Source organism: Paraburkholderia sp. LEh10 (assembly GCF_017814945.1).
In the GTDB taxonomy this organism is placed as follows: Bacteria; Pseudomonadota; Gammaproteobacteria; order Burkholderiales; family Burkholderiaceae; genus Paraburkholderia.
In genome coordinates, this window is record NZ_JAGIPX010000053.1 from 1 (window position 1) to 24,480 (window position 24,480).

Here is a 24,480-nt window from a genome sequence, read left to right on the forward strand (position 1 = left end):
GCAGTTCGTACTTGCGCTGCGGTGCTGCTTCATCCATCAGCGTCAGATACGGCGCCGCGAAGCTCCACTCTTCGTCGCACACGTCTGTCGGGTAGGGTTTGCGTTTTTCTCTTGTCATTCCTCCAAGGTACCAGGTTCTACAAAAAATTCCTAACACGGTCTAAGGGTGACGCGGCAATTCCGAAACATGCGATGCATCTGAGGCAGCACGGCGCGTGCAACAAGCCGCGCCCGAACATCACCCTTGTCTGATTGGCTTTATGCAATCTGCGCGTCGTTGCGCAGCACCGTGCTCGTGTCGAGCGGTTGATACCGGGAGAATGTCGCGAGATCGTGGAATGCATGGATCAGACGATCGCCCAACCGCCGGAGGAGCGTGTGCATGCATTTTATGCATTTGCTTCACGCATTTGATCAGGAGACGGTGTATCTGTTCTGTGGGCCGCCTTTGTACACCGTTCTCGCGATCGCGAGAATCCTGTCGCGGTTTCGATCAAATGCGGCGAGCAGCGAGGGTTCGTCCCAATCCTTGCTGGTGAGTTTGGCGTGAGCCCGATCCGCTGGACGCTCGAGGAGCATGCCGGCTGACCGAGCGACGCTGCTTCGCTTTATCCGGAGAACCTGGTTGGAGCGAAGCAGTCATGCGGCTATCCATCCACGCAAAGATCGCCGTCATCCGATCAAATGGTGCGTCACCAGCTCCAGCAGGCCGTCAACTTCGGCAGACCGGCCATCCGCACGCCATGCCATCAGCAATTCGATCTCGGGCACATCGCCTGCCAGCGGCCGCGTGCATATCGCCGGGTTGGTCAAGGAAGCGGTGTAGGCGGGCAGGAGTCCATAGCCCAGACCCATGCCGATCAGGTTCAGATTGAGAAGAATGTTCGATGCGACCTGAACGACGTTCGGCTGCAATCCATGTTGAGCGAAGTAGGCCTGGACGGTGTCGTACACATCGCCGGAATACAGCGGGTGAGTGCTGATGAACGCCTCGCCCTGAAGAAGCGCCGGGTCGATCTCCGCGTATTGCGTGAGCCGATGGTTGACCGGAAGCACCGCGATGATCGGTTCGCGCAGCACCACCTTGCTGAGGATATCCGGTGAGTGGATCGGTTTGCGCATGAACGCGACATCGATCTCGTCATCGAGCAGCATCTGCTCCTGCTCGGAGGTGGGAATGCTGCGCAAATCCACGTCCACGTCGGGAAACCGCAGCCGCAGCCGCGGCAGGACGCTGGGAAAAATTCGCACCTCGGCAGCCGGGACGAAGCCGATCGTCACCGTCGACTTCTTCCTCGACCCGACATGGCGTGCGCGCGCCACCGCGCGTTCGGCCTGGGCGAGTGTCAGACGCGCCTCGGTCAGGAAGACCCTGCCTGCTTCCGTTAGCTCCACCTTGCGTCGCGTGCGCGACAGGAGCTCGGTGCCCACTTCTGCTTCGAGATCGCGAATCTGCTGGCTCAACGACGGCTGTGCGGTATGCAGGCGCTCGGCCGCACGCGTGAAGCTGAGGTCTTCAGCCACGGCGACGAAGTAGCGCAAGTGTCTTAGTTCCACGGAATGCCTCGTCCAGTTATCGCTGAAACGTCTTAATCCAAACAAACAAAGTATTTTACAGCGTGCCTGCCTGGACGCGACCATGTGCGCACACCTTCGATAACGAACCTCCCCGGAGGAGACGAAAAATGTCTGAAAAAGCGATCGATTTCGACGCGCTGGTCGATGCGCGCACTGGCCGGGTTGCATCGTCGATCTACTCGGATCCCGATCTGTACGAGCTCGAACTGGAGCGCATCTTCGGCCGATGCTGGCTGTTTCTCGCGCATGTCAGTCAGATCCCCACGGCCGGCGACTACTTCAACACCTATATGGGCGAGGACCCGATCATCGTGGTCCGGCAGAAGGACGGCTCCGTCAAGGCGTTCCTGAATCAGTGCCGTCACCGCTCGATGCGGGTGAGCTACGCCGATTGCGGGAATACCCGATCGTTCACCTGCCCGTACCACGGCTGGTCGTATGGCACCGATGGCAGCCTCGTCGACGTGCCGCTCGAAGAGCGCGCCTATCCACACGGTCTCTGCAAGGAAAAGCTTGGCTTGCAGGAAGTCACGCGTGTAGCCGAGTACAAGGGCCTTATTTTTGGCAACTGGGATCCCGACGCGCCCAGCCTCGAGGAGTATATGGGCGATATCGCCTGGTATCTCGATGGTGTGCTCGACCGTCGTCCGGGCGGCACCGAAATCATCGGTGGCGTGCACAAGTGGGTGATCGACTGCAACTGGAAATTCCCCGCGGAACAGTTTGCGAGCGATCAATATCACGCCTTGTTCTCCCATGCTTCCGCTGTGCAGGTGCTGGGCGCCACGGAAGACGAAGGCGACAAAGCCCTCGGTGCAGGACAGACGGCGCGTCCGGTTTGGGAAACAGCCAAGGACGCTCTGCAGTATGGCCAGGCCGGACACGGCAGCGGCTTCTTCTTCACTGAGAAGCCGGATGCGAACGTGTGGGTGGAGGGCGTCGTGTCACAGTACTTCCGGGATACGTATCCCGAAGTCGAGGCACGTCTTGGCAAAGTCCGGGCGCTGCGTTTGGCCGGGCACAACAACATGTTTCCGACTATGTCCTGGCTCAACGGCACGGCCACGCTGCGCGTGTGGCATCCACGAGGACCGAATCAGGTTGAAGTCTGGGCCTTCTGCATTGCCGACAAGGACGCCTCCGACGAGGTGAAGCAAGCCTTCGAACGCAGCGCGACGCGTGCGTTCGGTCCGGCGGGTTTTCTCGAGCAGGACGACTCGGAGAACTGGGTGGAGATCCAGAAGGTGCTGCGTGGCAGGCGCGCTCGTCAGACCAAGCTCATTGTCGAGATGGGGCTCGGTAATGAAAAAGTTCGCAAGGACGGCATTCCGGGCGTGACCAACTACATTTTCTCGGAAACGGCGGCGCGCGGCATGTATCGCCGCTGGGCCGATCTGCTGGCCTGCGATAGCTGGGCGGAAGTGCTCGAACGCAGCCGGTCGTACGAACAGGAGGTGTTGAACCATGACTGACATCACGTTCAACCGTCCGCAAACGGTGTCATTCGAGTTGCATCACGAGATCGAACAGTTTCTCTATCACGAAGCCGAACTGCTGGATGACTGGCACTTTCGCGATTGGCTCGAACTCATGTCACCAGATGTGCATTACGCGATGCGCACCACGGTGAACGCGCAGACGCGTGACCGCCGTCGCAGCATTCAGCCGCCGACGACCTGGATTTTCAACGATACATACGCACAGCTCGAGCGCCGCATTGCGCGCCTCGAGACCGGCATGGCCTGGGCTGAGGAACCGCCATCGCGCACCCGGCACCTCGCGACCAACGTCGTCGTCATGGCAACGGATCAGGCTGGTGAATTTGACATCCGGCTGAATTATCTGCTGTACCGGTCGCAGAAAGAACGCGACGAAGCCATCTATGTGGGCAAACGTCTCGACCGCATTAGACGGACAGACACGCCCGCAGGCTGGCAGGTATGTCGCCGCGAGATCACGCTTGATCAGGCGACCTTGAACTCTCACAACCTCAGCATACTTTTCTGAACATCATGGCACGCATTCTCGTTTGCGAAGACAACGCCTTGTCCGATGGCGAGGCGATCAAGGTGGACGGCCCCGGCGAAGCGGTCGCGGTGTTCCGTTCCAACGGCGAAGTCTATGCCCTCTCCGACCGCTGCAGTCATGGCAATGCCTCGATGTCCGAGGGCTATGTCGAGGACGATGGCACGATCGAATGTCCGCTGCATGCCGCGCGTTTCTGCCTGAAGACCGGCACGGCACTCTGCCAGCCGGCGACCGCGCCGCTCAGGACGTTCCCGATCGCCGTGGTCGAGGGAAAGATCTACGTCGACATGCCGGAGGCCGCATGAACGCCGCGAATGTTAAGGCCGAGGGCTGGCTGCGCGGCCAGGTCGCGCTGATTACGGGCGGCGGCTCAGGGCTGGGTCTCGCGCTCGTCGAGCGATTCTTGCAAGAGGGCTGCCGGGTTGGCGTGCTGGAACGGTCGCAGCCAAAGGTCGCTGCGCTGAACGAACGTTTCGGTGCGGACGTGGTCGCGGTGCAGGGCGATGTCCGTTCGCAAGAGGACAATGCGCGCGCCGTCTCCGCCACGCTGGAGCGCTTCGGGTCACTCGACACCTTCATCGGCAATGCGGCGATCTGGGATCATGCGTCCGGCTTGATGGACCTGACACCCGAACAGCTCGACCGGGGCTTCGACGAGTTGTTCCCGATCAACGTCAAGGGCTACCTGCTGGGCGCGCAGGCGGCTGCCCGCGCGCTCATCGAGAGCGAAGGCAGCATCATCTTCACGCTGTCCAACTCATCCTTCTATCCGGGTGGAGGGGGGCCGCTCTATACCGCGAGCAAGCATGCGACCGTCGGCCTGATTCGTCAGCTGGCCTACGAGCTCGCGCCGAAGGTGCGCGTCAACGGCGTTGGCCCGTGCGGCATGGCGAGCGATCTACGGGGACCCGCCGCACTCGGCCAGGAAGACAGGCGCATCATGGATTCGCGCTCGCCGGAGGCGATCGCGAGCATCCTGCCGCTGCAGTTCTTCCCGGAACCCGCCGATTTCACTGGCCCCTATGTGATGCTGGCTTCGCGCGCGAACAACCGCGTGCTGAGCGGCGTGATGATCAACGCGGATGCCGGTCTCGGCATCCGCGGCATTCGTCACGTGGCGGGTGGCCTGCATCTTTGATCGCTGTTGTAAGGCAATAGAGAGGCGGGGTCGCGATCGCGCGGCTCCGCGGACCGCGAGAGTTTGATTCATGAATTGTCCCGTTTATGTCATCGTCGGCGCCGGCCAGGCTGGCGCGAATGCCGCTGCGGAACTGCGCCGGCAGGGATTCGACGGCCGGGTGCTACTGCTTGGCGACGAACCGCACGTGCCCTATGAGCGTCCGCCGCTGTCGAAGGATGCGCTGTTGCGCCCCGAGCAAACGCGCTGCGCGGTGCATGCGGAAGGGTTCTATGACCAGCACGAAATCGAGCTGATACTTGACGTCTCCGTCATCGCACTCGATCGGCAAGCGCGCACTGCGATGCTGTCGAACGGCGAGTCACTCGCCTACGACAAGCTGCTGCTGGCGACGGGTGCCCGTGTGCGCCGTCTGCCGCTGCTCGATGCGCTTGGCGCAAACGTGCATACGCTGCGTACGATCGACGACGCAAGGAAGCTGACAAGCGAGCTGCGGCCGGGCCGCCGGATCTTGCTGGTCGGCGCGGGCGTAATCGGGCTCGAACTGGCATCCACCGCAGTCGATCTCGGCGCGCACGTTACCGTGATCGAAGCCGCGCCGTCGGCAATGGGACGCTGTTCGCCTTCGCTGCTCAGCCAGTTCCTCTGTGACGTCCATCGCCGACGCGGCGTCGCGCTGCATTTCGATGCGACGTTGGCGGCAGTCGCGCGCGAAAACGGCGAGATCGTACTGAAATTGCAGGACGGTACACGGATTGTCGGTGATGCGGTCATTTACGGCATTGGCGTCGAGCCTCATACCTGGCTGGCCGAAGCGGCTGGCCTCGCGGTCGACAACGGCATCATGATCGACACGCAGTGCCGCACATCGGATCCTCGTATCTATGCAGCGGGCGATGTCGCGAGCCGACATGACGCCGCAAGTGGCCGCCATCTGCGTCGTGAGACGTGGGAGAACGCGCAGAATCAGGGCATTGCGGCAGCACGCTCCATGCTCGGCCTTTCGCCCGAGGCGGAGGCAGCACCATGGTTCTGGACGGACCAGTGCGGGTTCAACGTGCAGTTCGTCGGCGACATGTCCGCGCCGAACTGGATCGTGCGCGGCCAACTCGATACGCCACCTTGCGTACTGTTTGGCCTCGACGAGCAAGGGGTGCTGATTGGCGCGATCACTGTCAATCTAGGCCGCGACATGCGCAGCGCACGGGAGCTGGTTGACCGGCGCGCGAAGATTCCACCCGAGGTGCTGCTGGATCCCAGGCAGGCGCTGCGCGCGCTCGTCAAAGCGGTCTGACACGGCAGCTGGGGCTCAGACCCGACCTACGGACTGACGCCAGAAGCGCGTGCCGTCAGGAAGTCGATCGGCGGAAGTTTCGTGATTGCCAAGCCCGAGACGCGGTTGCGTTTCCACAAACGACGTGCCCGAAGGCGTCATCGCCATTGGTGACGTGAACGCTCGCCTGAAGGACTGGCTTACAGGTGCCGCATTCGGCGGTGCTGCTGCGCCCGGACCGCTTTGTCGCCGGCATGTGCTCGCCGCAGCAGGTCTCGCAGAACATCGCCGATCCGGCCGGCAAGCTGGCGTTGCAGCCGGTCGCGCCACGCGGCGCGACCGGCGACTTCCCCCGCCCAGCATGACGTAACACTTGCATGCGACACCACTGTCGCGCTTAAAGGAGGAGCCTGACATGCCCATTCTGCTCGAATGTCTGTCTCATACGCCGTTGGATGGTTACTACGATCCGACGCCCGAAGTCATGGCGGAGGTGAAGCGTGCCCAGCACGCGGCTCGCGCACGCGTCGAAACGTTCGACCCTGAACTGGTCGTCGTCTTTGCGCCCGACCACTACAACGGCTTCTTTTATGAAGTCATGCCTCAGTTCTGCATCGGCGTCGCAGCGACGGCCGTTGGTGACTTCAATAGTCTGGCTGGCCCGCTTGATGTAGAGCAGGACACTGCGCTCGCGCTCGCCGGGAAGGTGCTGGCCAGTGAAATCGACGTCTCGATTTCGTACCGGATGCAGGTGGATCACGGTTGCGCGCAGGCGCTAGAGGTGTTGACCGGCGCGCTTGACCGGTATCCAGTCGTCCCGGTGTTCATTAATTCGGTGGCGCCACCAATGGCTTCGTGCCGTCGCTCGAGGTTGCTGGGCGATGCGATCGGCCGCTTTCTTGCGCAAACAGGCAAGCGCGTGCTGGTAATCGGCTCGGGCGGTATCTCGCACGAGCCGCCGGTTCCGGAAATCGAGGGCGCCAGTGAGGAAGTCGCCGAGCGGCTGATCGCCGGACGCAATCCGTCGGCCGAATCGCGCGCGGCGCGGCAGGCGCGCACGGTCGCCGCCGCGCAATCGTTCGCTGCGGGTAATAGCCGCCTGCATCCACTCAATCCGGAATGGGACCGCGCTTTTCTCGACTTGCTCGCTGCCGGCGATTTGACCGCAGTCGACGGCATGACTGATGACGCGATCACCCGCGACGCTGGCAAGTCGGCACATGAAATCCGCACGTGGATCGCCGCATTCGGCGCACTCGCAGCCTATGGACCTTATGCGGCATCACTCGACTACTACCGCCCCATTCCGGAGTGGATTGCGGGATTTGGCGCGATGCACGCGCAACCGGCGGCACCGAAAAATACCGCTTCAACTGCGCAGATCGCTGCGACGCTGACCTAAAAGGTAAAGAGAACACCATGCCCGATCAAGAAACCGTACTGAAGCTCGCCGCGCGGCTGCGCGACGCTGAACAGGCAAAGCGGCCGGTCTCCCCGGTGCGCGGTGAGATCTCGCCAGACGATGCCACGCTCGCATACGCGGTGCAGCGTGCCAACGTCGACGCGCGCTGCGCCGCGGGCGAGCGTGTCGTGGGCCGCAAAATTGGTCTCACGTCGCTCGCGGTGCAGCGTCAACTCGGCGTCGATCAACCTGATTTCGGCACACTGTTCGCCTCGATGGCCTACGGCGACAACGAGCCGATGCCGCTTTCGAAGCTGATTCAGCCAAAGATCGAAGCCGAGATCGCACTGGTTCTGGCACGCGATCTCACCGCGGAAAAGCACACCTTCGCCGATCTGATCGGCGCAACTGCCTACGCGCTTGCCGCGATTGAAGTTGTCGACAGCCGTATCGAGAACTGGGACATCCGCTTCGTGGACACCGTTGCCGACAACGCATCGAGCGCGATGTTCGTGCTCGGCAGCCGTCCGGTTTCCCTGCGTGAACTCGATCTTGCGGCATGCGCGATGACACTCGCTCAGCAAGACGATGTACTCTCGCGCGGCCAAGGTTCCGCGTGTCTCGGCAACCCACTCAACGCTGCCGTGTGGCTTGCCGACCGGATGGTACAGCTCGGCACGCCGCTGCGCGCGGGGGACATTTTGCTGACGGGGGCACTCGGACCGATGGTGGCCGTCAATCGACCCGGTACCTTCACGACACACATCGACGGCCTCGGCAGCGTCCGAGCAACATTCTCTGAGTAAACACACGACTTAAGACGCATCAGGTGGGGATGGGAAGCTCCGATCCCTTCCGCATCGAGTCGCCTGATCCGACTCAACTTCCGATAGGAGGAAACGTGAAATGACAGCAACTACGAATGTGCAGAGCGAGGCGGCGACCAGCAGGCTCGTCAGGGTGAAGGAAGGCAATCTCGACTTGCAGGTGCACTACAACGATGCCGGGCAAGGTGATGAGACCGTGGTGATGCTACATGGCTCCGGACCCGGCGCTAGCGGCTGGGCAAACTTCAATCGGAACATTGACGCCTTTGTTGACGCCGGCTACCGCGTCATTCTGATGGATTGCCCAGGATGGGGAAAAAGCGATTCCATCGTCTGCAGCAGCTCGCGTTCGGAACTGAATGCGCGGGTGCTGAAAGGCCTGCTCGATGCAATCGGGATTGGACGCGTGCACGTGGTCGGCAATTCCATGGGTGGCCACAGTGCCGTGGCATTCGCGCTGGCCAATCCGGAGCGCGTCGGCAAACTGGTGTTGATGGGGGGTGGAACGGGCGGACCGAGCCAGTTTGTGCCGATGCCCACCGAAGGTATCAAGCTGCTGCAGGGCCTTTACCGGGAGCCGACGCTCGAAAATCTGAAGAGGATGCTGAACGTGTTCGTGTTCGACACCGGCACCCTAACCGAAGAACTGATGCACACGCGACTGGATAACATGCTCGCGCGGCGCGACCACCTCGAGAATTTCGTCAAGAGTCTGGCAGCCAATCCGAAGCAGTTCCCTGACGTGGGCCCGCGACTCGGCGAAATTTCCGCGCCGACGCTGGTTATTTGGGGGCGCGACGACCGTTTTGTGCCGATGGACGTGGGCCTGCGGCTCGTGTGGGGCATGCCCAACGCTGATCTGCATGTCTTCGGTCGCTGCGGCCACTGGGCGCAGTGGGAACATGCCGACAAGTTCAATCGGATGGTGCTGGAGTTCTTCGGTCACTAACCCCCCATTCCTTCGATTTTCTCGATTGCGCAACATCCTTCACGGAAAGAGAGTCCCCTCATGTCATCGAAACAAGACGTCACCAATGCATTCACCCAGGAAGAGGGTGTTATCCACGTGGGGGGCATCGACGCGCTTGTTCGCCTGACGCTCGACCAGATCCGTACCGATGCACGCCGTGGTCTCAAGACTGGCATGTTCGTGTCGGGCTATCGCGGCTCGCCAGTCGGCATGCTTGACGCTGCGTTCATCAAGCAGCAAAAGGTTCTGGTCGAGAACAACATCAAGTTCGTCGACGGCATCAATGAAGACCTCGCCGCTACGGCGGTCTGGGGCACGCAGATGATGCACACGGTCGGCAAGCGGAAATTCGATGGCGTGACGGGCATGTGGTACGGCAAGGCGCCGGGCGTCGACCGCAGCGGCGATGCGCTCAAGCACGCAAATTACACGGGCATCGGCAAGAACGGTGGCGTGCTTGCCGTGGTCGGCGATGACCCGAGTTGCAAATCGTCGTCACTGGCTAGCCAGTCCGAACCGATGCTCTTTCATGTTGGCATGCCCTCGCTCTATCCGGGCACGGTTCAGGAAATTCTGGACCTCGGGCTGCACGGCTATCAGATGTCGCGTCTGTCGGGACTGTGGGTAGGCCTGAAGATCGTGACCAATGTCGCCGACGGCAGTGGTGCGGCTGACGTGTCGGCGGATCGTCTGAACTTCGTCACACCGGACATGACGTTCGACGGCAAACCTTTCGCGCCGAGAATGAATCTTGGCATGAACGTGCGCGCCGAAGCGCTCGAAATGGAGCAGTCGCTTTACACGCGCCGGCTCGAAGTGGCGAAGCGCTACGCGCGCGAGAACAAGCTCAACAACGTCGTGTTCCAGAACCCCGATGCGTGGCTCGGCATCATCACGGCGGGCAAGACCTATAACGACCTGCAGCAGGCTTTCCTCGAAATGGGACTGGACGACGAGGCGCTGCGCCGCCACGGCATCCGTATTCTGAAGATGGGCATGCTGTTCCCGATGGAAGCGAGCGTCGTTCGCGAGTTCGCGAAGGGATTGGAAGAAATCTTCGTGATCGAGGAGAAGCGACCGTTCCTCGAAATGTTCGCGAAGAACCTGCTGTACGGCTCGGCCAACGCGCCGCGGATCGTCGGCAAGTTCGACGAGGAAGAGAAGGAGTTGCTGCCTCATTACGGCGAATTCGAATCCGATATCATCGCCCGTGCGCTCGCGAAGCGCCTGTCGCGCAAGGCGCGCATCGAATCGGTGGAAAGTTGGATCAGTCGGCTCGACCAGATCCACGACCGCACCAAGCTGCCGACCGCGGTGCGCACGGCCTGGTACTGCTCCGGTTGCCCGCACAACAGTTCGACCAAGGCAGTGGATGGCAGCATTGTTTCTGCGGGCATTGGCTGTCACACGATGGCGATGTGGATGGACCGCAACGTCGTGATGGGCACGCACATGGGTGCGGAGGGCGCGCAATGGATCGGCATGGCGCCGTTCACCGACACGAAGCATATCTTCCAGAACATGGGTGACGGCACCTATTTCCACTCGGGCAGTCTCGCGATCCGTTATGCCGCGTCCACCGACGTCAACATCACCTACAAGCTGCTTTATAACGCGCACACGTCGATGACGGGCGGACAGGCCATTCAGGGGAGTCATCCGGTGGCCGACGTGGTGTCCGACCTGCTCGCCAACGGTGTGAAGAAGGTCATCCTGACCACCGACAAGCCAGAGAACTACGCGAGCGTGAGTCTTGCGGGCGGCACTGAAGTCTGGCATCGCGACCGGCTCGATGAGGCGCAAAAGACGCTCGCCGCCGTCGAGGGTACGACGGTGCTGATCCACGACCAGGAATGCGCCGCCGAGCTGCGCCGCATGCGCGGGCGCGGCAAGCGGCCGACCCCTGCTGAAGTGGTGGTGATCAACGAGCGTGTGTGCGAAGGCTGCGGCGACTGCGGTGTCAAGTCCAACTGCATGAGCGTTGAGCCGGTGCCGACCGAATTCGGTCGCAAGACGCGCATCCATCAAGGCTCTTGCAATAAGGACTATTCGTGCGTCAAGGGCTTCTGCCCGTCCTTCCTGACTGTCACGCCGTCGGCGGAGGCGGTTGCGCCGGGCGAGAAACCAAAGAAGAAAAAGGCGCGCATCCCGGCGCTCGAGCGCGACTTGCCCGAGCCGCTGGCGAAAGTGCAAGGCGACTTCGGCGTGCACATCATGGGCATCGGCGGAACGGGGTCGGTGACGGTGGCGGCGACCATCACGAACGCGGCGCGCCTCGAAGGCAAGTATGTGATTGGCCTGGACCAGACCGGCCTGGCGCAAAAGGGCGGCGCGGTGATCTCGGACATCAAGGTGACAGCAAAGCCATTCGAAGGTTCGAACAAGATCTCCGACGGCTGCGCGGACCTGTACCTCGGTTTCGACATCTTGAACGCGACCGATCCAAAGAATCTCGACAAGTGCCACCCCGAACGTACGATCGCGATTGTTTCGACCACGCAGACGCCGACCGGCCAGATGGTCGCCGACCGCCATGTGCAATTCCCGGCGACGGCAGGCTTGACCGCAGGAATCGAGCGCGTGACCCGCAAGGCCGACGACGTGTTCCTCGACGGCCAGGCGCTTGCTGAAGGTCTCTTCGGCGACAGTATGGCGACCAATCTCTTCATGGTCGGCGTCGCGTATCAGGCGGGCACACTGCCGATCGCGAGCGCTTCCATCGAGAAGGCAATCACGCAAGCTGGTGTGGGCGTGGAAATGGGGCTCGCGGCTTTCAAGTGGGGGCGCATGGCCGTGGCGGATCGCGCGTTCGTGCTCGCCGAAATCGCGGCGATCCACGGCACCGTGACCGAACTGCCGCGCGCGGCTGTGCTGAGTCCAAAGGCGCGCGCCATCGTGGATTCGGTGGGCGCGCACGGTGAGGTCCAGCGTCTGCTGGAAGTGCGGGTGCCGGACCTGATCGGCTACCAGAATGCATCCTATGCGCGGCGTTACGCGGAGGTGGTCCGGCGAGTGGTCGACGCCGAGCGTCACGCTGTGCCGGGTGCGGCCGCGCTCGGCGAGGCCGCCGCACGGTATCTCTACAAGCTGATGGCCTATAAGGACGAGTATGAGGTCGCGCGCCTGCATACCGCGCCTGAAGCGCTCGCGCAACTGCAGGCGCAGTTCAAGGCCGGCTACAAGGTGCAGTTCCATCTGGCGCCGCCGCTTCTCGCGAAGCGCGACCCGTTGACGGGCGAGTTGCAGAAGAAGGCGTATGGGCCATGGGTGCTCAACGCATTCAGGCTGCTTGCAAAGCTGAAAGGCTTGCGTGGCGGGCCGCTCGATGTCTTTGGCAAGACTGGGGAACGCAGGCACGAGCGGCAGTTGATCGAGGATTACATCGCGCTGCTCGACGAGATCGTCACCAGCCTCAACGCGGACAACCACGAAGCGGCGGTGGCGCTCGCAAGCGTCCCCGACGAAATCCGCGGATATGGCCATGTGAAGGAGAAGAGTCTTCTGTCAGCAAAGGCGATACAAGAGGAACGCCTGCTGGCGTTCCGTCATTCGACGGCGGCGCAGGTGGCTGCGTGAGCGAGACGTTGCACCTCAGCTCGCGAAGTATCTCCTGTAAAACGCCACCAATCAAAATGGATAGACAATGAATGAACTCGCCGGATACGACCTCGAAGATCTCGAGGAGGGCATGTGCGCGACCTTCGCCAAGACAATCACCGAAGCGGACATCATCCTTTTTGCGGGTGCCTCAGGTGACAACAACGCCGTCCATATCAACGAGGAATTCGCGCTAACTACCCCATTCAAGGGCCGCATCGCCCACGGCATGCTGACAGCGAGCGTGATATCCGCAGCGATCGCCGGTCGTCTGCCAGGGCCGGGCACGGTCTATCTCGGCCAGAACCTGCGATTCAAAGCGCCGGTCCGGCCGGGCGATACGGTACACGCGACGGTAACCGTCAAGGAACTGATTGCCGAAAAGAAACGCGTCGTGCTGACGACCGTATGTACCGTGAATGGAAAGGTCGTAATCGACGGCGATGCGCTCGTGATGCCGACATCGCGCAGGACCCGCGCCGGGTGAATGCGACTCGAAAACCGTAACCGACCGACGTAACCACGAGGCCGCATGAGCGCGCCATTCAACATCTGCCGGATGAATTCGGTTTTTTCAGATCGGGGCAAATGCTACCGCAAGCCTACACCGGCGTAGCCGACAAAGTGCCTGGCAGTCCCGCGAAGCTGTCGTCTCACTCTCGCGCAAGCACAAGCGCACTACTGGCGGCAGATGGCGCTCTATACTTGGAAAGCGCATTCGTCCGTGATCGAAATACGCCCGCGTTTTAGGTCTTCGAGAAGATTGGCAAAGCCGGCACGCATGCTATGGTGCATTAGGAGTCAGAGTACTTTCAGCTATATAAATCGGCTTAAAGGGCCGGGTCCTTGCCCTCTAGCATCGGTTGCCATGATCGACCTTGCCCCTGATTTCGCACGAGATGCCGACCGGCTGCGCAAAGAGGAATTCGCGCGTCAGGCAGGCCGTAGTGCCATGACTGTCAGGCGGAAAGGTCTTACACGAGCGTCGCGCCCGATGTTTCTAAATAACAGAACTTCTCATACCAAGTTGAGCATGCGACGATTGCAGAATCATATGTACCATGAAACGCGGAAACAGCATGATACTGGGCTTGCGGTGTTGCTGTTAACAGGACTCGCGGGAGACCAGCAGGAGATATCGAAGATGAGCGAGCAAGTTTCTACACGCCCCCCTGTCACCGCTCCGGCGCCGCCCAGCGACAGTAATTTCGCCTGGTCCGACGCACGGCTGTTGGGCTTCACGCAGATGGATGAGGTGCATCAGGAGTTTTATACGGTTGCGCGGAAGCTGGTGACCTGCACCGACGCAACGGCCGCGGCCGCGATAGAGGAGTTCGAGAAGCATGCAGTCAGCCATTTCGAGCAGGAAGACGAGTGGATGCGTTCGACGAACTTTCCTCCACGGGACTGCCACCTCGACGAACATGCCGCCGTTTTGAAGTCGGTCCGTGAAGTCAAGGAAGCGGTCGGACAAGGGCGGGCCGGCGTCGAACTGGTTCGAGATCTCGGCATGCACCTCTTCGAGTGGTTTCCAGGGCACGCGGACTATCTGGACTCGGCGCTGGCGGCATGGATGACGAAACAGACGATGGGCGGCAAACCCGTTGTGCTGAGACGGAAGATTTGATTACGCGTTAGCCCGGGACGCGGGGGAGCGAATTTCGACCGCGGTCCAGTAACCTGACTCGGCGCTGGTTTAGTGTTGGACAGGGTATCCGAACCGCACTGCCCCCGGGGCCGTGCCGCACTTTGGGGTGATCGTCCTTTTCGCGCGGAAAATGGCGGTTAGCTCCGAAAAGAGCCGGAAGATCAAGGGCTTGCGATTGGGCGGGCTACACGAAATCCCGAGGGCGACAATGCCTTGCTGCAGGCGGCTCGACTCCCTGAAACCGCCAGAAATCACACGAAAAGGACGATCACCCCTATACGGCCATCGAAGGGCCGCTCGAACCTGAGCAGGCTTTTGCAGATACGGTGCGCGCATTCGCCTCGGCGGGTGGCAAGGGAATGAACGTCACCGCGCCCTTCAAGCTAAAGGCCTTTGCCATGGCCGACGAACGCAGCGAGAGAGCGGAGCTTGCTGGAGCCGTCAACGCGATGAAGTTCGAGCGTGGCCGCATCATTGCCGAGAACTTCGACGGCATCGGGCTCGTGCGTGACATCGAAGTCAATCTCGGCCTGCGGATGGCCGGCAAGCGGGTGCTGCTGCTCGGCGCGGGCGGCGCCGCGCGCGGCGCTCTGCTGCCTTTTCTGGCAGCACGGCCAGAAAGCCTGGTCATTGCCAATCGCGATGTCGCGAAAGCCAGGGATCTCGCGGCGCAGGTTTGACGCCATTTCTGCGGCTTGCACGCAACGCGGGTGTGTTCACCATCGCGGATGGCGTGGGCATGCTGGTCGAACAGGCGGCGGAAGCCTTCGACTGGTGGCGCGGCGTTCGGCCTGCAACGCGGGCGGTGATCGAGCGGCTCACGGTGCCGCTCGAATGACTTCGCGATGGAGTGACAAATGAAGAAAGTCCTCATGCTTCACGGCATCAATCACAACATGTTCGGCAAGCGCGACCCGGTGCAGTACGGGACGATCACGCTGTCCGAAATAGACAACCGCTTGCAGGCTCTGGCTGCCGAACTTGGCGTGCAGGTGGAATCGTTTCAGACGAACAGCGGGGCCGATGGTTCGAATTCCAATGGGAAGCGCAGTTCGGCGACTTCGCGAACGGCGCGCAGGTTGTATCGACAACTTTCTGTCGGCGGGCGCGGCGAAGTGAGGACAACGCAGCGGTGTGACTAATCAGTCGTCGTTTTCTCGGCAGTTGCTGATACAGAGGGGATCGCCTTGCGCGATTTCGGCCGATTGTAGCGGCCGATTCGGTGTGAACGGACGATTCACCGAAAATGTCCTGCGAAGTATGCCACGAGTGGGTCGAGCGTAAGCAGCACCTCCGGTCTCATCGATAAGGCATGGCCTCAAGCCATCGCTTCTCATCATTGAACCGCTCGACCAGCATGTCGAGGAGCAATCGGACCTTGGTGCTTAGCTGTCGCCTATGGGGGTAAAGCGCTACGATCTCCAGTTCCTGCGTTTGGTAGTCGGGCAACAGTGGCACCAGCGCGCCCGACGCAAGAAGATCGGAAACGAGAAACGGGGGGCACAGCCACAATCCGAGTCCCGCGGTGGCAGCCGCGCGCATGACGGTAAGGCTGGCCGTAATCAGATTGCCTGAGACGCGAACGCTGATGGGATTTCCGCCTGGATCGACAAAATGAAACTCGTTGCGAAAGATCGAGTGGGCGTAAACGAGGCAATTATGATCAAGCAGGTCGCCCGGACTGCGGGGCGTGGAATGCGCCTCTAGGTAAGTCGGCGCGCAGCACAAGAGATGGTGCCATTTCGCCAAGGGCCGTCTGATCAGGGTCGAGTCAGGCGGCGATGCCGGCATGATTGACAGATCGAAGCCTTCCCGCACGGGATCAATCATGGCGTCAGTCTGGAAATCTAGCGCGACTTCCGGATATTTGCTCATGAAGCGCGTGGCCACCGGTGCGATGAATCGGTCCAGTGAATGATGGCAACGCAGATGAAGCCGTCCACGCGGCGTCACCTGCAAGGCACTGGTGATCTCGTCCGCTTCCGCCAAATCGAGCAAGATCTGTGAACAGCGCTCATAATATTCTCGACCGATCTCCGTTAGACTGACACGGCGCGTCGTGCGATTCAACAAACGCACGCCGAGGCTGTCTTCGAGCGCCTGGACGTGGTTGCTGACCGTTGTTATCGAGAGGTCAAGTCGACGCGCTGCCGCAGTAAAGCCACCGCTCTCGACGACCCGGACAAAGGCTGTGAGGCTGGCGAATCGATCCATGCATTCCACCACATTATCAAGGTACAGTTACAGTTGGAAGTTGCAGCAATGCCTGAGCGCTCAGCGTCTCAAGCAGAGCCGCGATTTTTTTTGATCTACCTAAAAGTCTATCAAGATCGAGGGGGGTTATCCCGCCTGGATAAGGGGTTATCTTGCAGTCATATAGACGAAGGAGCACGTAGTGCTAACCCCAGCGCCCTTCTATGTCTGAGTGAGCCGAACAAAATTAAGTGGAACAAGGGTGAAAGACACCCACAGATACGGCCGTTGATCGTGCCGCGGAATTGAATCGACTTGAATTCGGATCTGTTCACATACGACATTGAGGAACGCTTGATCGCTCGCGCGAGCACATATCATGAACGGCGAAACGATCGACGTGACCGACACATCGACCCTTCTCACGGCCGAAGTCCTGGTTCTTAAGCGCTGAATGACAGCGGCAGTTCATTCGCGCTTGAGCGAGGTCCCAAGACCGCTCGACGCATACAGTCCAATCAGGTCACTTTGCATCGGCAAACGCGGGCGCTAGTCCCTCAACGTCACGCACCAAACAGAAGGAGTTCATCAAAAGCCAGAACCTGCCACCCGGAGCGCCAATGCAGTGTAAGGGGAAATTGCTGCTAGCCCACTGTAGCAAATCAAAGACCCTAAATGAAAAATGTCACCTCGGGCAATCATGACTGCAACGTCGGCCACCTGTTGATATCGGATTGATCATGGAATGGAATGACAGCATGACGCTCGGCTACGAACCGATGGACATGGTCCATCGCGAGTTTGTTGGATGCATCGCCAATCTGCAGCGATGCCCCGATGCCGAAGTTCCAGTGATGTTGGATCGAATGATCGAGCATCTCCGCGTGCATTTTGGTGAGGAAAACGAAATCATGATAAGGCATGAGTTTCCCCCGAGAGATTGTCACATTGACGAGCACGCAGCGGTGTTGCGCTCCGCCGTCGAGGTAAGGCTGTGCGTCGCGCGTGGTGATTATGCACAAGCGCGTTCGTTCGCCAATGCATTGGCAAAGTGGTTCCCCGGTCATGCAGACTATATGGACGCTGCGTTGGCGCACTGGATGGTCACGCGATTGCACGGCGGAAAACCGCTCGTGTTTCGGCGCGAAGCGCATGTCGGCGTGGCGCTGGGGATCGACTCGTACGATTGAGGTTGCCGCCGCATCAATCGAGTGTTGCATTTTTGGCGGCCACGCGCACTTCGCTATCCGCGGCAGGCCCGCGTGGCGGAATTGCCTGCTCAAGACGCGGCCCTCTGGTGATTTGTCTGCACTCGCCAACATTCGGAGCGGCGGGTGGTTGAGCATGCAACGACACGGCTTCGGAGCGTTTTGCGCAACGTGGCGCTGCAACCTTCAGAGTCGCCTGGATTGATGCCGTCGCTATCTCCGGAGCCACTCTCTTTGCGCACCAGCTACTTGGGTTCGGCCCACGCATGGATTCGCGCGCAGCGCTCGCCCGACGGTAGCCACTTCTTCTAGGCGATCGCCGGCCTGCTTCATCAATTTTCCGATACCTACCCGGCATAGATCACAGCATCTTCTCTGGCGCGATTCTCGGTTGTCCATCTTTGACGTGGACATTATAAATTCCGGCAAACAGCCGTTCCACCTTCTCCAGTTGCTACGCTCGCTATCACGGTCGATCGAATGCAACGAATGGGATCTTGGGAACGTAGTCGTCACGCTTGCGCACGGGAAGCAAATTTCTGGTAGGTGTTCCGGACCGACAAGATCCTAAGTGGACAGGGAGGGCGCTTTCATCAACACGACAGGGCTTGCCGCCAGTACCACCTGGCCTGTAAGACGGGAGGGCAAACCCGAGCATGTGGTTTTGGGGGAGACGAGAGACCGTCAAGGGCCCGCCCGGCGTGGCACGGAGGAGGTGGATGTGATTATCCAGTAGAGCGTGAGAGTCTTTCCATTGGCGACATGTTTATTCGCGCCGCGCCTGGAGAGTATCTTCACCTCACTGACAACGCCACAACTACTACTCGGAGATACGTGATGCGGTCTGCCTACGGAAATGAGACCCCACCAGTTGCTACGGAGCTGACCAACGTCGAGGCAGGTAGCCCGATGGGCGAGTTGCTCCGGCGCTACTGGCAACCTGTGTGTACGTCGGATGAACTGACGGATCTACCGCGAAAGGAAAAGCTTCTTTGCGAAGAGATAGTTCTATTTCGCGACGGGTCAGGCAAGGTTGGCGCGTTGAAGCCGCATTGCTCGCACCGGGGCACGTCGCTGGAATGGGGCCGTGTCGAGGAGCGAGGGCTGCGTTGCTGCTTTCACGGCTGGCTCTACGCCACCGACGGCCGCTGCCTCGAAATGCCTTGTGAGACCGATGAATTTCGGGAACGGATGAATGTGTGGCAGCCGGCTTATCCGGCGCTTGAATTCGGCGGGCTGGTGTTTGTGTATATGGGTCCTCCCGAGACCCAACCGGAATTCCCGATCTACGACATCATCGATTCTGAGGTGGTCGGTGACGTGGAATTGCGCGGCATGCGCCTTTGGGACGATCAAGGGATCGGTTATGTCAAGGACTGCAACTGGCTGCAGCATTACGAGAACGTGGTCGATCCGTGGCACTTGATCATGTTGCACCAGGTGATCAGCGGCAACCAGGGGCATAACATGCTTGAGGGAATGACGGAAAGTATATTGGCGCGCGACATGGCCAGAATTGATTTCGAAAAGCGGCCGACCGGGGTGCGCTTTAACATGGTGCGAGAGTTGCAAAACGGCGACTACTTCATTCGTCACGCCGAATGCATTGTGCCGAACGCTTATCTGGTCCCGGCGGTTAGCCACGACGGTGGACGCAAGACGCGAGCGACCGAACTGTCGTGGGCTGTGCCGATCGACAACGAGCATGTTCGCGGTATCAGCATCGTCGCGTGGCCGTTGGAGAATGGCCAACCGAAGGCAGGCTGGCGTCCCGGCACGGATATCAGCGGCGAGGTTCGTCCGGGGGCGGCAGTGTCGCGGAGCTATGAAGAGCGTCAGCGCAAGCCTGACGACCGCGAGGCGCAGGAGGGGCAGCGCACGACGGCGGTACATGCGCTCGAAAACCTTGGTATGTCGGACACCGGCGTTGTGCTGTTACGGCGGATGCTGCGTGAGCAGCTGAAGCGGTTGGAGCAAGGGCTCGACCCGATGAATATCGTGCGCGACAAGAGCGCGGCGCGGGGCATTCCGACGGGAACGTGGAACGCGATACTCAGCGCGTCGGAAGCCGCCGCTTTCGGCGATAAGGTGGGGCGCCTCGCCTGATCGGCCCAAGCCACATTCCGGGCGCGCGACGCCGCAATGGTATGGCCGCTATCCCTCACTCGCATCGCCCGAGCTGTCGCCGAAGGCGACGGCTCGGGAGCCACAGGCCTGCCAACGACATCCATATTGTCGGTTGGCGATGCTGACTGTTCAGGAAATGGAGCAAACACGAGATGCACAAATTCACCGTCTGCGAGCGCCATAAGAACGACCGCTTCGCTTGGCAACGGATGGCGTTGCCGGAAGCGGACGGCCTCGTCGTGCACTGGATGGAAACCCGGGTATGACGAAGAACTCGACTGTCGTCATCGTCGGCGCTGGCCAGGCCGGTTTTCAGGCAGCAGCCTCGCTGCGCCAGGTAGGGTTCGACGGCAGGATTGTCCTTGTCGGCGACGAGCCCAATATTCCCTATGATCGCCCACCCTTGTCGAAATCCTATCTCGCTGGCGAGATCGGGCTCGAGAAGCTCTGGCTGCGGCCGGAGACGTTCTATCACGAGCAACGAATCGAACTGGAGCTGGGCGAGACTGTGACCGCGATCAACCGGCAGGCTCGGCATGTCGAATTTGCATCGGGCCGCAAGGTTGCGTACGACCAGCTGGTGTTGGCGACGGGTGCCCGCTTCCGCCCCCTGCGGGTCCCGGGCGCCGAACTTGACGGTGTTTTGCCGCTGCGTACGCTCGCCGACGCGGACGCTTTGCAGCCGCGGCTCGCTGGCGCGCGTGAAGTCGTTGTCGTCGGCGCTGGCTTTATTGGGCTCGAATTTGCGGCCGTCGCGCGCAAGGCTGGGGTTGGCGTACGCATCATCGAGATGACGCAGCACCCGATGGAGCGCGTCGTTTCCAGGGAGACGTCTCGCTACGTCACGAAGGCGCACTGCGACTGGGGCTCCGAGGTGCGGCTCGGCACCTGCGTTACCCGTATTCTCGGCGACGGACGCGTCAGCGGGGTTGAGGTGAGCGATGGCCGCACACTCCCGGCTGACCTTGTATTGATCGGCATCGGCGTTCTGCCCAATACCGAGGTCGCCGCGGCGGCAGGGCTGACGGTCGATAACGGCATCGTTGTCGACCGATACCTGACGGCCTCCGATCCGACGATCTTCGCGATCGGCGATTGCGCCAACTTTCCCAGCCGCTTCGCGGCCGGCCGCTGCCGTCTCGAATCGGTACAGAACGCCGTTGACCAAGGCACCACCGTCGCTGCGGCGATCGTCGGCAAGCCGGTGCCCTACGACAAGGTACCGTGGTTCTGGTCCGAGCAAGCCGATCTGAAACTGCAGATCGCGGGCAACGCCGTTGGCCATGATCGTGCGGTGTTGCGCGGCGATCCCGAGAGCCATAGTTTTTCGGTGTTCTTCTTCCAGAGCGGCGTCCTGACCGGTGTCGAGTCGATCAACCGGCCAACCGACCACGTAGTCGCGCGTCGAATGCTGGCCGTCGACCCGCGTCTGTCGCCGGAACAGGCGGTCGACCTCAGTTTCGATTTGCGGGCGCATACCACCAGCGTTTTGCGGCGCGAGGCAGCGTAAGCACGACGGTCGCGCGGACTCAGCGCTTCCGTCAGCACGAACATGTTTCCACGATCAGCACGCCATCGGATGGCGGCCAGATAACCAGAGGAAGAAGGACATGGCAGGAGAAACAGCGAATTTCGGGTTGCGCGACTGGCCGGCAGCGCCCGCGATCCGACCATTCGAACCGACGCAGCGACAGCAGAAGATGCTCGATCTGGCGCGAGCTGGCTTGTCTGAACCGTTCAGCGGAATAATCTGCACCAGCTCGACCGGCCAGGAGCCCCCGGCACTAACTGCGGCCGGCGCCTCGCTCGCTTTGCTGCGTGAGGCGGCGCACACCTTTCTCGCGAGCCTCGACGCCAGGCAGCGGCAAGCCGCTTGCCTGCCTATCGACGGCGAGGCGTGGCGGGAATGGTCCAACATTCACGCCTGGTTGATCCCTCGTCACGGGGTCTGCCTCGCCGATCTCCGACACGGCCAGCGCGAGGCCGCGCTGGCGCTGTTGCGCGAGACGATGAGCGGGGTGGGCTATCAGACCGCGCGCGACGTCATGCGACTAAACGAGCACGCCCTCGAAATCACGGGCAAGCACGAGGAATACGACGAGTGGTACTACTGGGTAAGCATCTTCGGGAACCCGTCGTCAAAGGAGCCTTGGGGCTGGCAGATCGATGGTCACCACCTTAATATCAACTGCTGCGTGCTCGGCGATCAACTCGTCATGACGCCGATCTTCATGGGTTCGGAGCCAGTCCTGGCACGGTTTGGCAAATATAGCGGCTTGCGCGTGTTTGCCACCGAAGAGGAGCAAGGCCATGCGCTTATGAGCGCACTGTCGGTGGAGGCGCGGCAACAGGCGACGATCGGCACTGAGCTGCCGTGGGAAGTGTTCGCGGGTCCGTTCAACGATAACCGGTATTTCGAGCCGAGCGGCATCCATTACTCGGACCTTCCGCAGGACGGTCGAGAGCGTCTCGAGGCACTGCTGGCGACCTACGTCGGGCATATCCGCCCACGCCATACCGAACTGCGCTGGGCCGATGTCAAACACTACCTCGTTGACACGCGTTTCGCGTGGATCGGGCCGTTCGACGATATCAATCCGTTCTATTACCGCATCCTGAACCCAGCGATTCTGGTCGAGTTCGACCATCAGCCGGGCATCGTGTTCGACAACAACACGGCGTCCCGCGACCACGTCCACACGCTCGTGCGCACGCCGAACGGCAAGGATTACGGCAAGGATCTGCTGCGCCAGCACTACCGTCAATGGCACACGGATGAGCAGGGCGGTCACTCGCAGTCGCATACCCACGGGGCGCAAGCGCGCCGCACGATTTGAACTCGCGGCTCGGAGTGCAGCCGAAGCGCCGAAGTGACTGCGTGGGCTACCCGTGTCGGCACTGCCCATCTGCAATGCTTAGCCAACTGAAGGAGACGATCTATGCCGTATGCCATCCGGATTCATGAGACGGGCGGACCTGAAAAGCTAGTCTGGGATGAGATTTCTGTCGGCGATCCTGGTCCCGGGCAAGTGCGCCTTCGCCAGACGGCCGTCGGCGTCAACTTCATCGACATCTACTACCGCACGGGCTTGTACGATCTGCCGCCGCCGTTTATCCCCGGTCGCGAAGCCGTCGGCATCGTCGAGGCAGTCGGGCCTGATGTTGCGTCGCTGACGTTGGGCGACCGTGTCGCGTATAGCGGTGTGCAAGGCGCGTATGCCGAAGTCCGGCTCGTGCCGGCAGATCGACTGGTCAAACTTCCGGAAGGCGTCAGCGATGATCTGGGTGCCGCGATGATGCAAAAGGGCATGACGGCGCAGTTTCTGTGCCGCCAGACCTACAGGATCGAGAAGGGCGATACGGTCGTGGTGCATGCGGCGGCGGGTGGGGTTGGGTTGGTGCTCTGCCAGTGGGCCAGGTATCTCGGCGCGACGGTCATCGGCACAGTGTCGACTGAGGAAAAGGCACAGATCGTGAAGGCTCACGGCTGTGACTATCCGCTGATCCACGGCAAGGACGACGTGGTCAAGGTGGTGAAGGAGGTGACGGGCGGAATGGGCGTCCCGGTCGTGTATGACTCGATCGGCAAGGACACTTTCGTGAGCTCGCTCGACTGCCTGCGCCCTCGCGGCCTGATGGTGCTCTATGGCCAGTCCTCGGGCGCGGTGCCGCCGTTCGACATCAGCCTGCTCGACAGGAAGGGTTCGCTGTTCCTCACCCGTCCGTCACAGAACGCCTACCTGCCGAACCGCGCCGCACTCGAGGCGGGTGCCAAGGACGTGTTCGAGGTCGTGTTGTCGGGAGCGGTGAAGGTTCACATCAGCCATCGTTTCCCGCTCAAGGATGCAGCGGAGTCGCATCGCGCCATGGAATCTCGCAAGACGACGGGATCGTTGGTGCTGCAACCCTGAAGCGAATTGTCGATAGCGTCTCGCAGCGATGTGCGCGTTGGCGTTAGACACGCTGCTGAATCACGATCACATGGTACGAACCGGAAGGAGCTATCGATGGCCGACGCCAACTTTGATAAAGACGCGGTGAAACGCGAAATTGGCGCGTATGCCGATACTGAAATGCCGCTTGCCGAACGCGAGCGGAGCTACATGGATCTTATCGGCTACGTCCCGCCGCGCATAGCCGCCCGATTGGCTGTGACGGGCGCCCTGGATCCCCAACTTCTTGCACTGCAAGAGGCGGCGCGCCAGCGGGCGATGTATCCGGAGTGTTTCGATACGAAGACCGCGCAGCTCATAGTGTTTGGCATGCTGCTCGCCAAACTGCTCGACGCGGCTACGCTGCATGCGCGCGCGGCGCGTCGAGCCGGCGCGACGTGGGAAGAGATGCAAGCCGTGGTGAGCCTGGCTTACATCTATGGCGGAATGCCGGCCGCAAATCGCGGCGCCGAGATCATCGCACAGCTGATCGAGTCCGAGAGCGACGACAGAACCGGCCACCACGCTTAGTACAAAAGTGCGCGGTCGAGCGCATGCC

At 61.0% G+C, this 24,480-nt stretch carries 22 protein-coding genes and 3 pseudogenes; 20 read left to right on the forward strand and 5 right to left on the reverse strand.

What is annotated here, in order from left to right; genetic code table 11:
- The 4 genes from J8I87_RS32250 to hcaR all read right to left on the reverse strand — a co-directional run.
- On the reverse strand, nt 1–118 hold a 118-nt coding region (locus J8I87_RS32250; protein WP_409518849.1), incomplete at its 3' end, for a transposase.
- Nucleotides 119–258: 140 nt separating this feature from the next.
- Nucleotides 259–384: a hypothetical protein gene (locus J8I87_RS45805; RefSeq protein WP_280923117.1), complete on the reverse strand. Its 126-nt coding sequence runs from the start codon at nt 382–384 to the stop codon at nt 259–261.
- Between the two features lie 30 nt (nt 385–414).
- Entirely contained in the window at nt 415–579 is a 165-nt protein-coding gene (locus J8I87_RS32255; RefSeq protein ID WP_209936239.1) for a DUF1488 family protein, read from the reverse strand.
- A gap of 93 nt (nt 580–672) precedes the next feature.
- Entirely contained in the window at nt 673–1,557 is an 885-nt protein-coding gene (gene hcaR, locus J8I87_RS32260; protein ID WP_209936296.1) for a DNA-binding transcriptional regulator HcaR, read from the reverse strand.
- Nucleotides 1,558–1,619: 62 nt separating this feature from the next.
- Here hcaR and hcaE point away from each other — a divergent pair, with 62 nt between their 5' ends.
- The 14 genes and pseudogenes from hcaE to J8I87_RS32330 all read left to right on the forward strand — a co-directional run.
- Nucleotides 1,620–3,050 carry a 3-phenylpropionate/cinnamic acid dioxygenase subunit alpha gene (hcaE, locus tag J8I87_RS32265; protein ID WP_313067175.1) on the forward strand — a complete coding sequence of 477 codons (1,431 nt, stop codon included), beginning with the start codon at nt 1,620–1,622 and terminating at the stop codon, nt 3,048–3,050.
- Complete coding sequence (hcaF, locus tag J8I87_RS32270) at nt 3,043–3,585, forward strand: 3-phenylpropionate/cinnamic acid dioxygenase subunit beta (RefSeq protein WP_209936240.1); 543 nt, start codon at nt 3,043–3,045, stop codon at nt 3,583–3,585. Before hcaE ends, hcaF begins: the two co-directional genes overlap by 8 nt.
- 5 nt (nt 3,586–3,590) lie before the next feature.
- Nucleotides 3,591–3,911, forward strand: a complete 321-nt coding sequence (gene hcaC, locus J8I87_RS32275; RefSeq protein ID WP_209936241.1) for a 3-phenylpropionate/cinnamic acid dioxygenase ferredoxin subunit — start codon at nt 3,591–3,593, stop codon at nt 3,909–3,911.
- Nucleotides 3,908–4,744 (forward strand): 3-phenylpropionate-dihydrodiol/cinnamic acid-dihydrodiol dehydrogenase, encoded by an 837-nt coding sequence (hcaB, locus tag J8I87_RS32280; RefSeq protein ID WP_209936242.1) that lies wholly within the window; start codon nt 3,908–3,910, stop codon nt 4,742–4,744. Before hcaC ends, hcaB begins: the two co-directional genes overlap by 4 nt.
- Before the next feature lie 70 nt (nt 4,745–4,814).
- The gene (hcaD, locus tag J8I87_RS32285) at nt 4,815–6,038 is read left to right on the forward strand and encodes a 3-phenylpropionate/cinnamic acid dioxygenase ferredoxin--NAD(+) reductase subunit (RefSeq protein WP_209936243.1); all 1,224 of its coding nucleotides are present in this window, start codon (nt 4,815–4,817) and stop codon (nt 6,036–6,038) included.
- A gap of 6 nt (nt 6,039–6,044) precedes the next feature.
- Nucleotides 6,045–6,382 (forward strand): annotated as a pseudogene (locus tag J8I87_RS45155) (3-(3-hydroxyphenyl)propionate hydroxylase); the annotation flags it as partial.
- Between the two features lie 50 nt (nt 6,383–6,432).
- The gene (locus J8I87_RS32295) at nt 6,433–7,419 is read left to right on the forward strand and encodes a 3-carboxyethylcatechol 2,3-dioxygenase (RefSeq protein ID WP_209936245.1); all 987 of its coding nucleotides are present in this window, start codon (nt 6,433–6,435) and stop codon (nt 7,417–7,419) included.
- Nucleotides 7,420–7,436: 17 nt separating this feature from the next.
- Entirely contained in the window at nt 7,437–8,225 is a 789-nt protein-coding gene (mhpD, locus tag J8I87_RS32300; RefSeq protein WP_209936299.1) for a 2-keto-4-pentenoate hydratase, read from the forward strand.
- A gap of 100 nt (nt 8,226–8,325) precedes the next feature.
- Nucleotides 8,326–9,195: an alpha/beta fold hydrolase gene (locus J8I87_RS32305; RefSeq protein ID WP_209936247.1), complete on the forward strand. Its 870-nt coding sequence runs from the start codon at nt 8,326–8,328 to the stop codon at nt 9,193–9,195.
- A gap of 60 nt (nt 9,196–9,255) precedes the next feature.
- Nucleotides 9,256–12,792 (forward strand): indolepyruvate ferredoxin oxidoreductase family protein, encoded by a 3,537-nt coding sequence (locus tag J8I87_RS32310; RefSeq protein ID WP_209936248.1) that lies wholly within the window; start codon nt 9,256–9,258, stop codon nt 12,790–12,792.
- Nucleotides 12,793–12,859: 67 nt separating this feature from the next.
- On the forward strand, nt 12,860–13,300 hold the full coding sequence (locus tag J8I87_RS32315; protein ID WP_209936250.1) for a MaoC family dehydratase: 441 nt from the start codon (nt 12,860–12,862) through the stop codon (nt 13,298–13,300).
- A gap of 657 nt (nt 13,301–13,957) precedes the next feature.
- Nucleotides 13,958–14,440, forward strand: a complete 483-nt coding sequence (locus J8I87_RS32320) for a bacteriohemerythrin (protein ID WP_209936300.1) — start codon at nt 13,958–13,960, stop codon at nt 14,438–14,440.
- Nucleotides 14,441–14,721: 281 nt separating this feature from the next.
- Nucleotides 14,722–15,299: pseudogene (gene aroE, locus J8I87_RS32325) on the forward strand (shikimate dehydrogenase); the annotation flags it as partial.
- A gap of 19 nt (nt 15,300–15,318) precedes the next feature.
- Nucleotides 15,319–15,477, forward strand: a pseudogene (locus J8I87_RS32330) (type II 3-dehydroquinate dehydratase); the annotation flags it as partial.
- A gap of 283 nt (nt 15,478–15,760) precedes the next feature.
- On the opposite strand, the gene J8I87_RS32335 reads toward J8I87_RS32330, so the two are convergent.
- The gene (locus tag J8I87_RS32335) at nt 15,761–16,675 is read right to left on the reverse strand and encodes a LysR family transcriptional regulator (protein ID WP_209936251.1); all 915 of its coding nucleotides are present in this window, start codon (nt 16,673–16,675) and stop codon (nt 15,761–15,763) included.
- A gap of 719 nt (nt 16,676–17,394) precedes the next feature.
- Here J8I87_RS32335 and J8I87_RS32340 point away from each other — a divergent pair.
- From J8I87_RS32340 to J8I87_RS32365, 6 genes are all read left to right on the forward strand, one after another.
- Nucleotides 17,395–17,844, forward strand: coding sequence for a bacteriohemerythrin (locus J8I87_RS32340; RefSeq protein WP_209936253.1), 450 nt, complete (start codon nt 17,395–17,397; stop codon nt 17,842–17,844).
- A gap of 927 nt (nt 17,845–18,771) precedes the next feature.
- Nucleotides 18,772–19,968, forward strand: coding sequence for a Rieske 2Fe-2S domain-containing protein (locus J8I87_RS32345; RefSeq protein ID WP_209936255.1), 1,197 nt, complete (start codon nt 18,772–18,774; stop codon nt 19,966–19,968).
- Nucleotides 19,969–20,251: 283 nt separating this feature from the next.
- Entirely contained in the window at nt 20,252–21,499 is a 1,248-nt protein-coding gene (locus tag J8I87_RS32350) for an NAD(P)/FAD-dependent oxidoreductase (protein ID WP_209936257.1), read from the forward strand.
- Between the two features lie 190 nt (nt 21,500–21,689).
- On the forward strand, nt 21,690–22,826 hold the full coding sequence (locus J8I87_RS32355) for a DUF3500 domain-containing protein (RefSeq protein WP_209936258.1): 1,137 nt from the start codon (nt 21,690–21,692) through the stop codon (nt 22,824–22,826).
- Nucleotides 22,827–22,928: 102 nt separating this feature from the next.
- Nucleotides 22,929–23,900, forward strand: a complete 972-nt coding sequence (locus J8I87_RS32360; RefSeq protein WP_209936260.1) for a quinone oxidoreductase — start codon at nt 22,929–22,931, stop codon at nt 23,898–23,900.
- Nucleotides 23,901–23,996: 96 nt separating this feature from the next.
- Entirely contained in the window at nt 23,997–24,452 is a 456-nt protein-coding gene (locus J8I87_RS32365) for a carboxymuconolactone decarboxylase family protein (protein WP_209936262.1), read from the forward strand.
- The last annotated feature ends 28 nt before the right edge of the window (nt 24,453–24,480 follow it).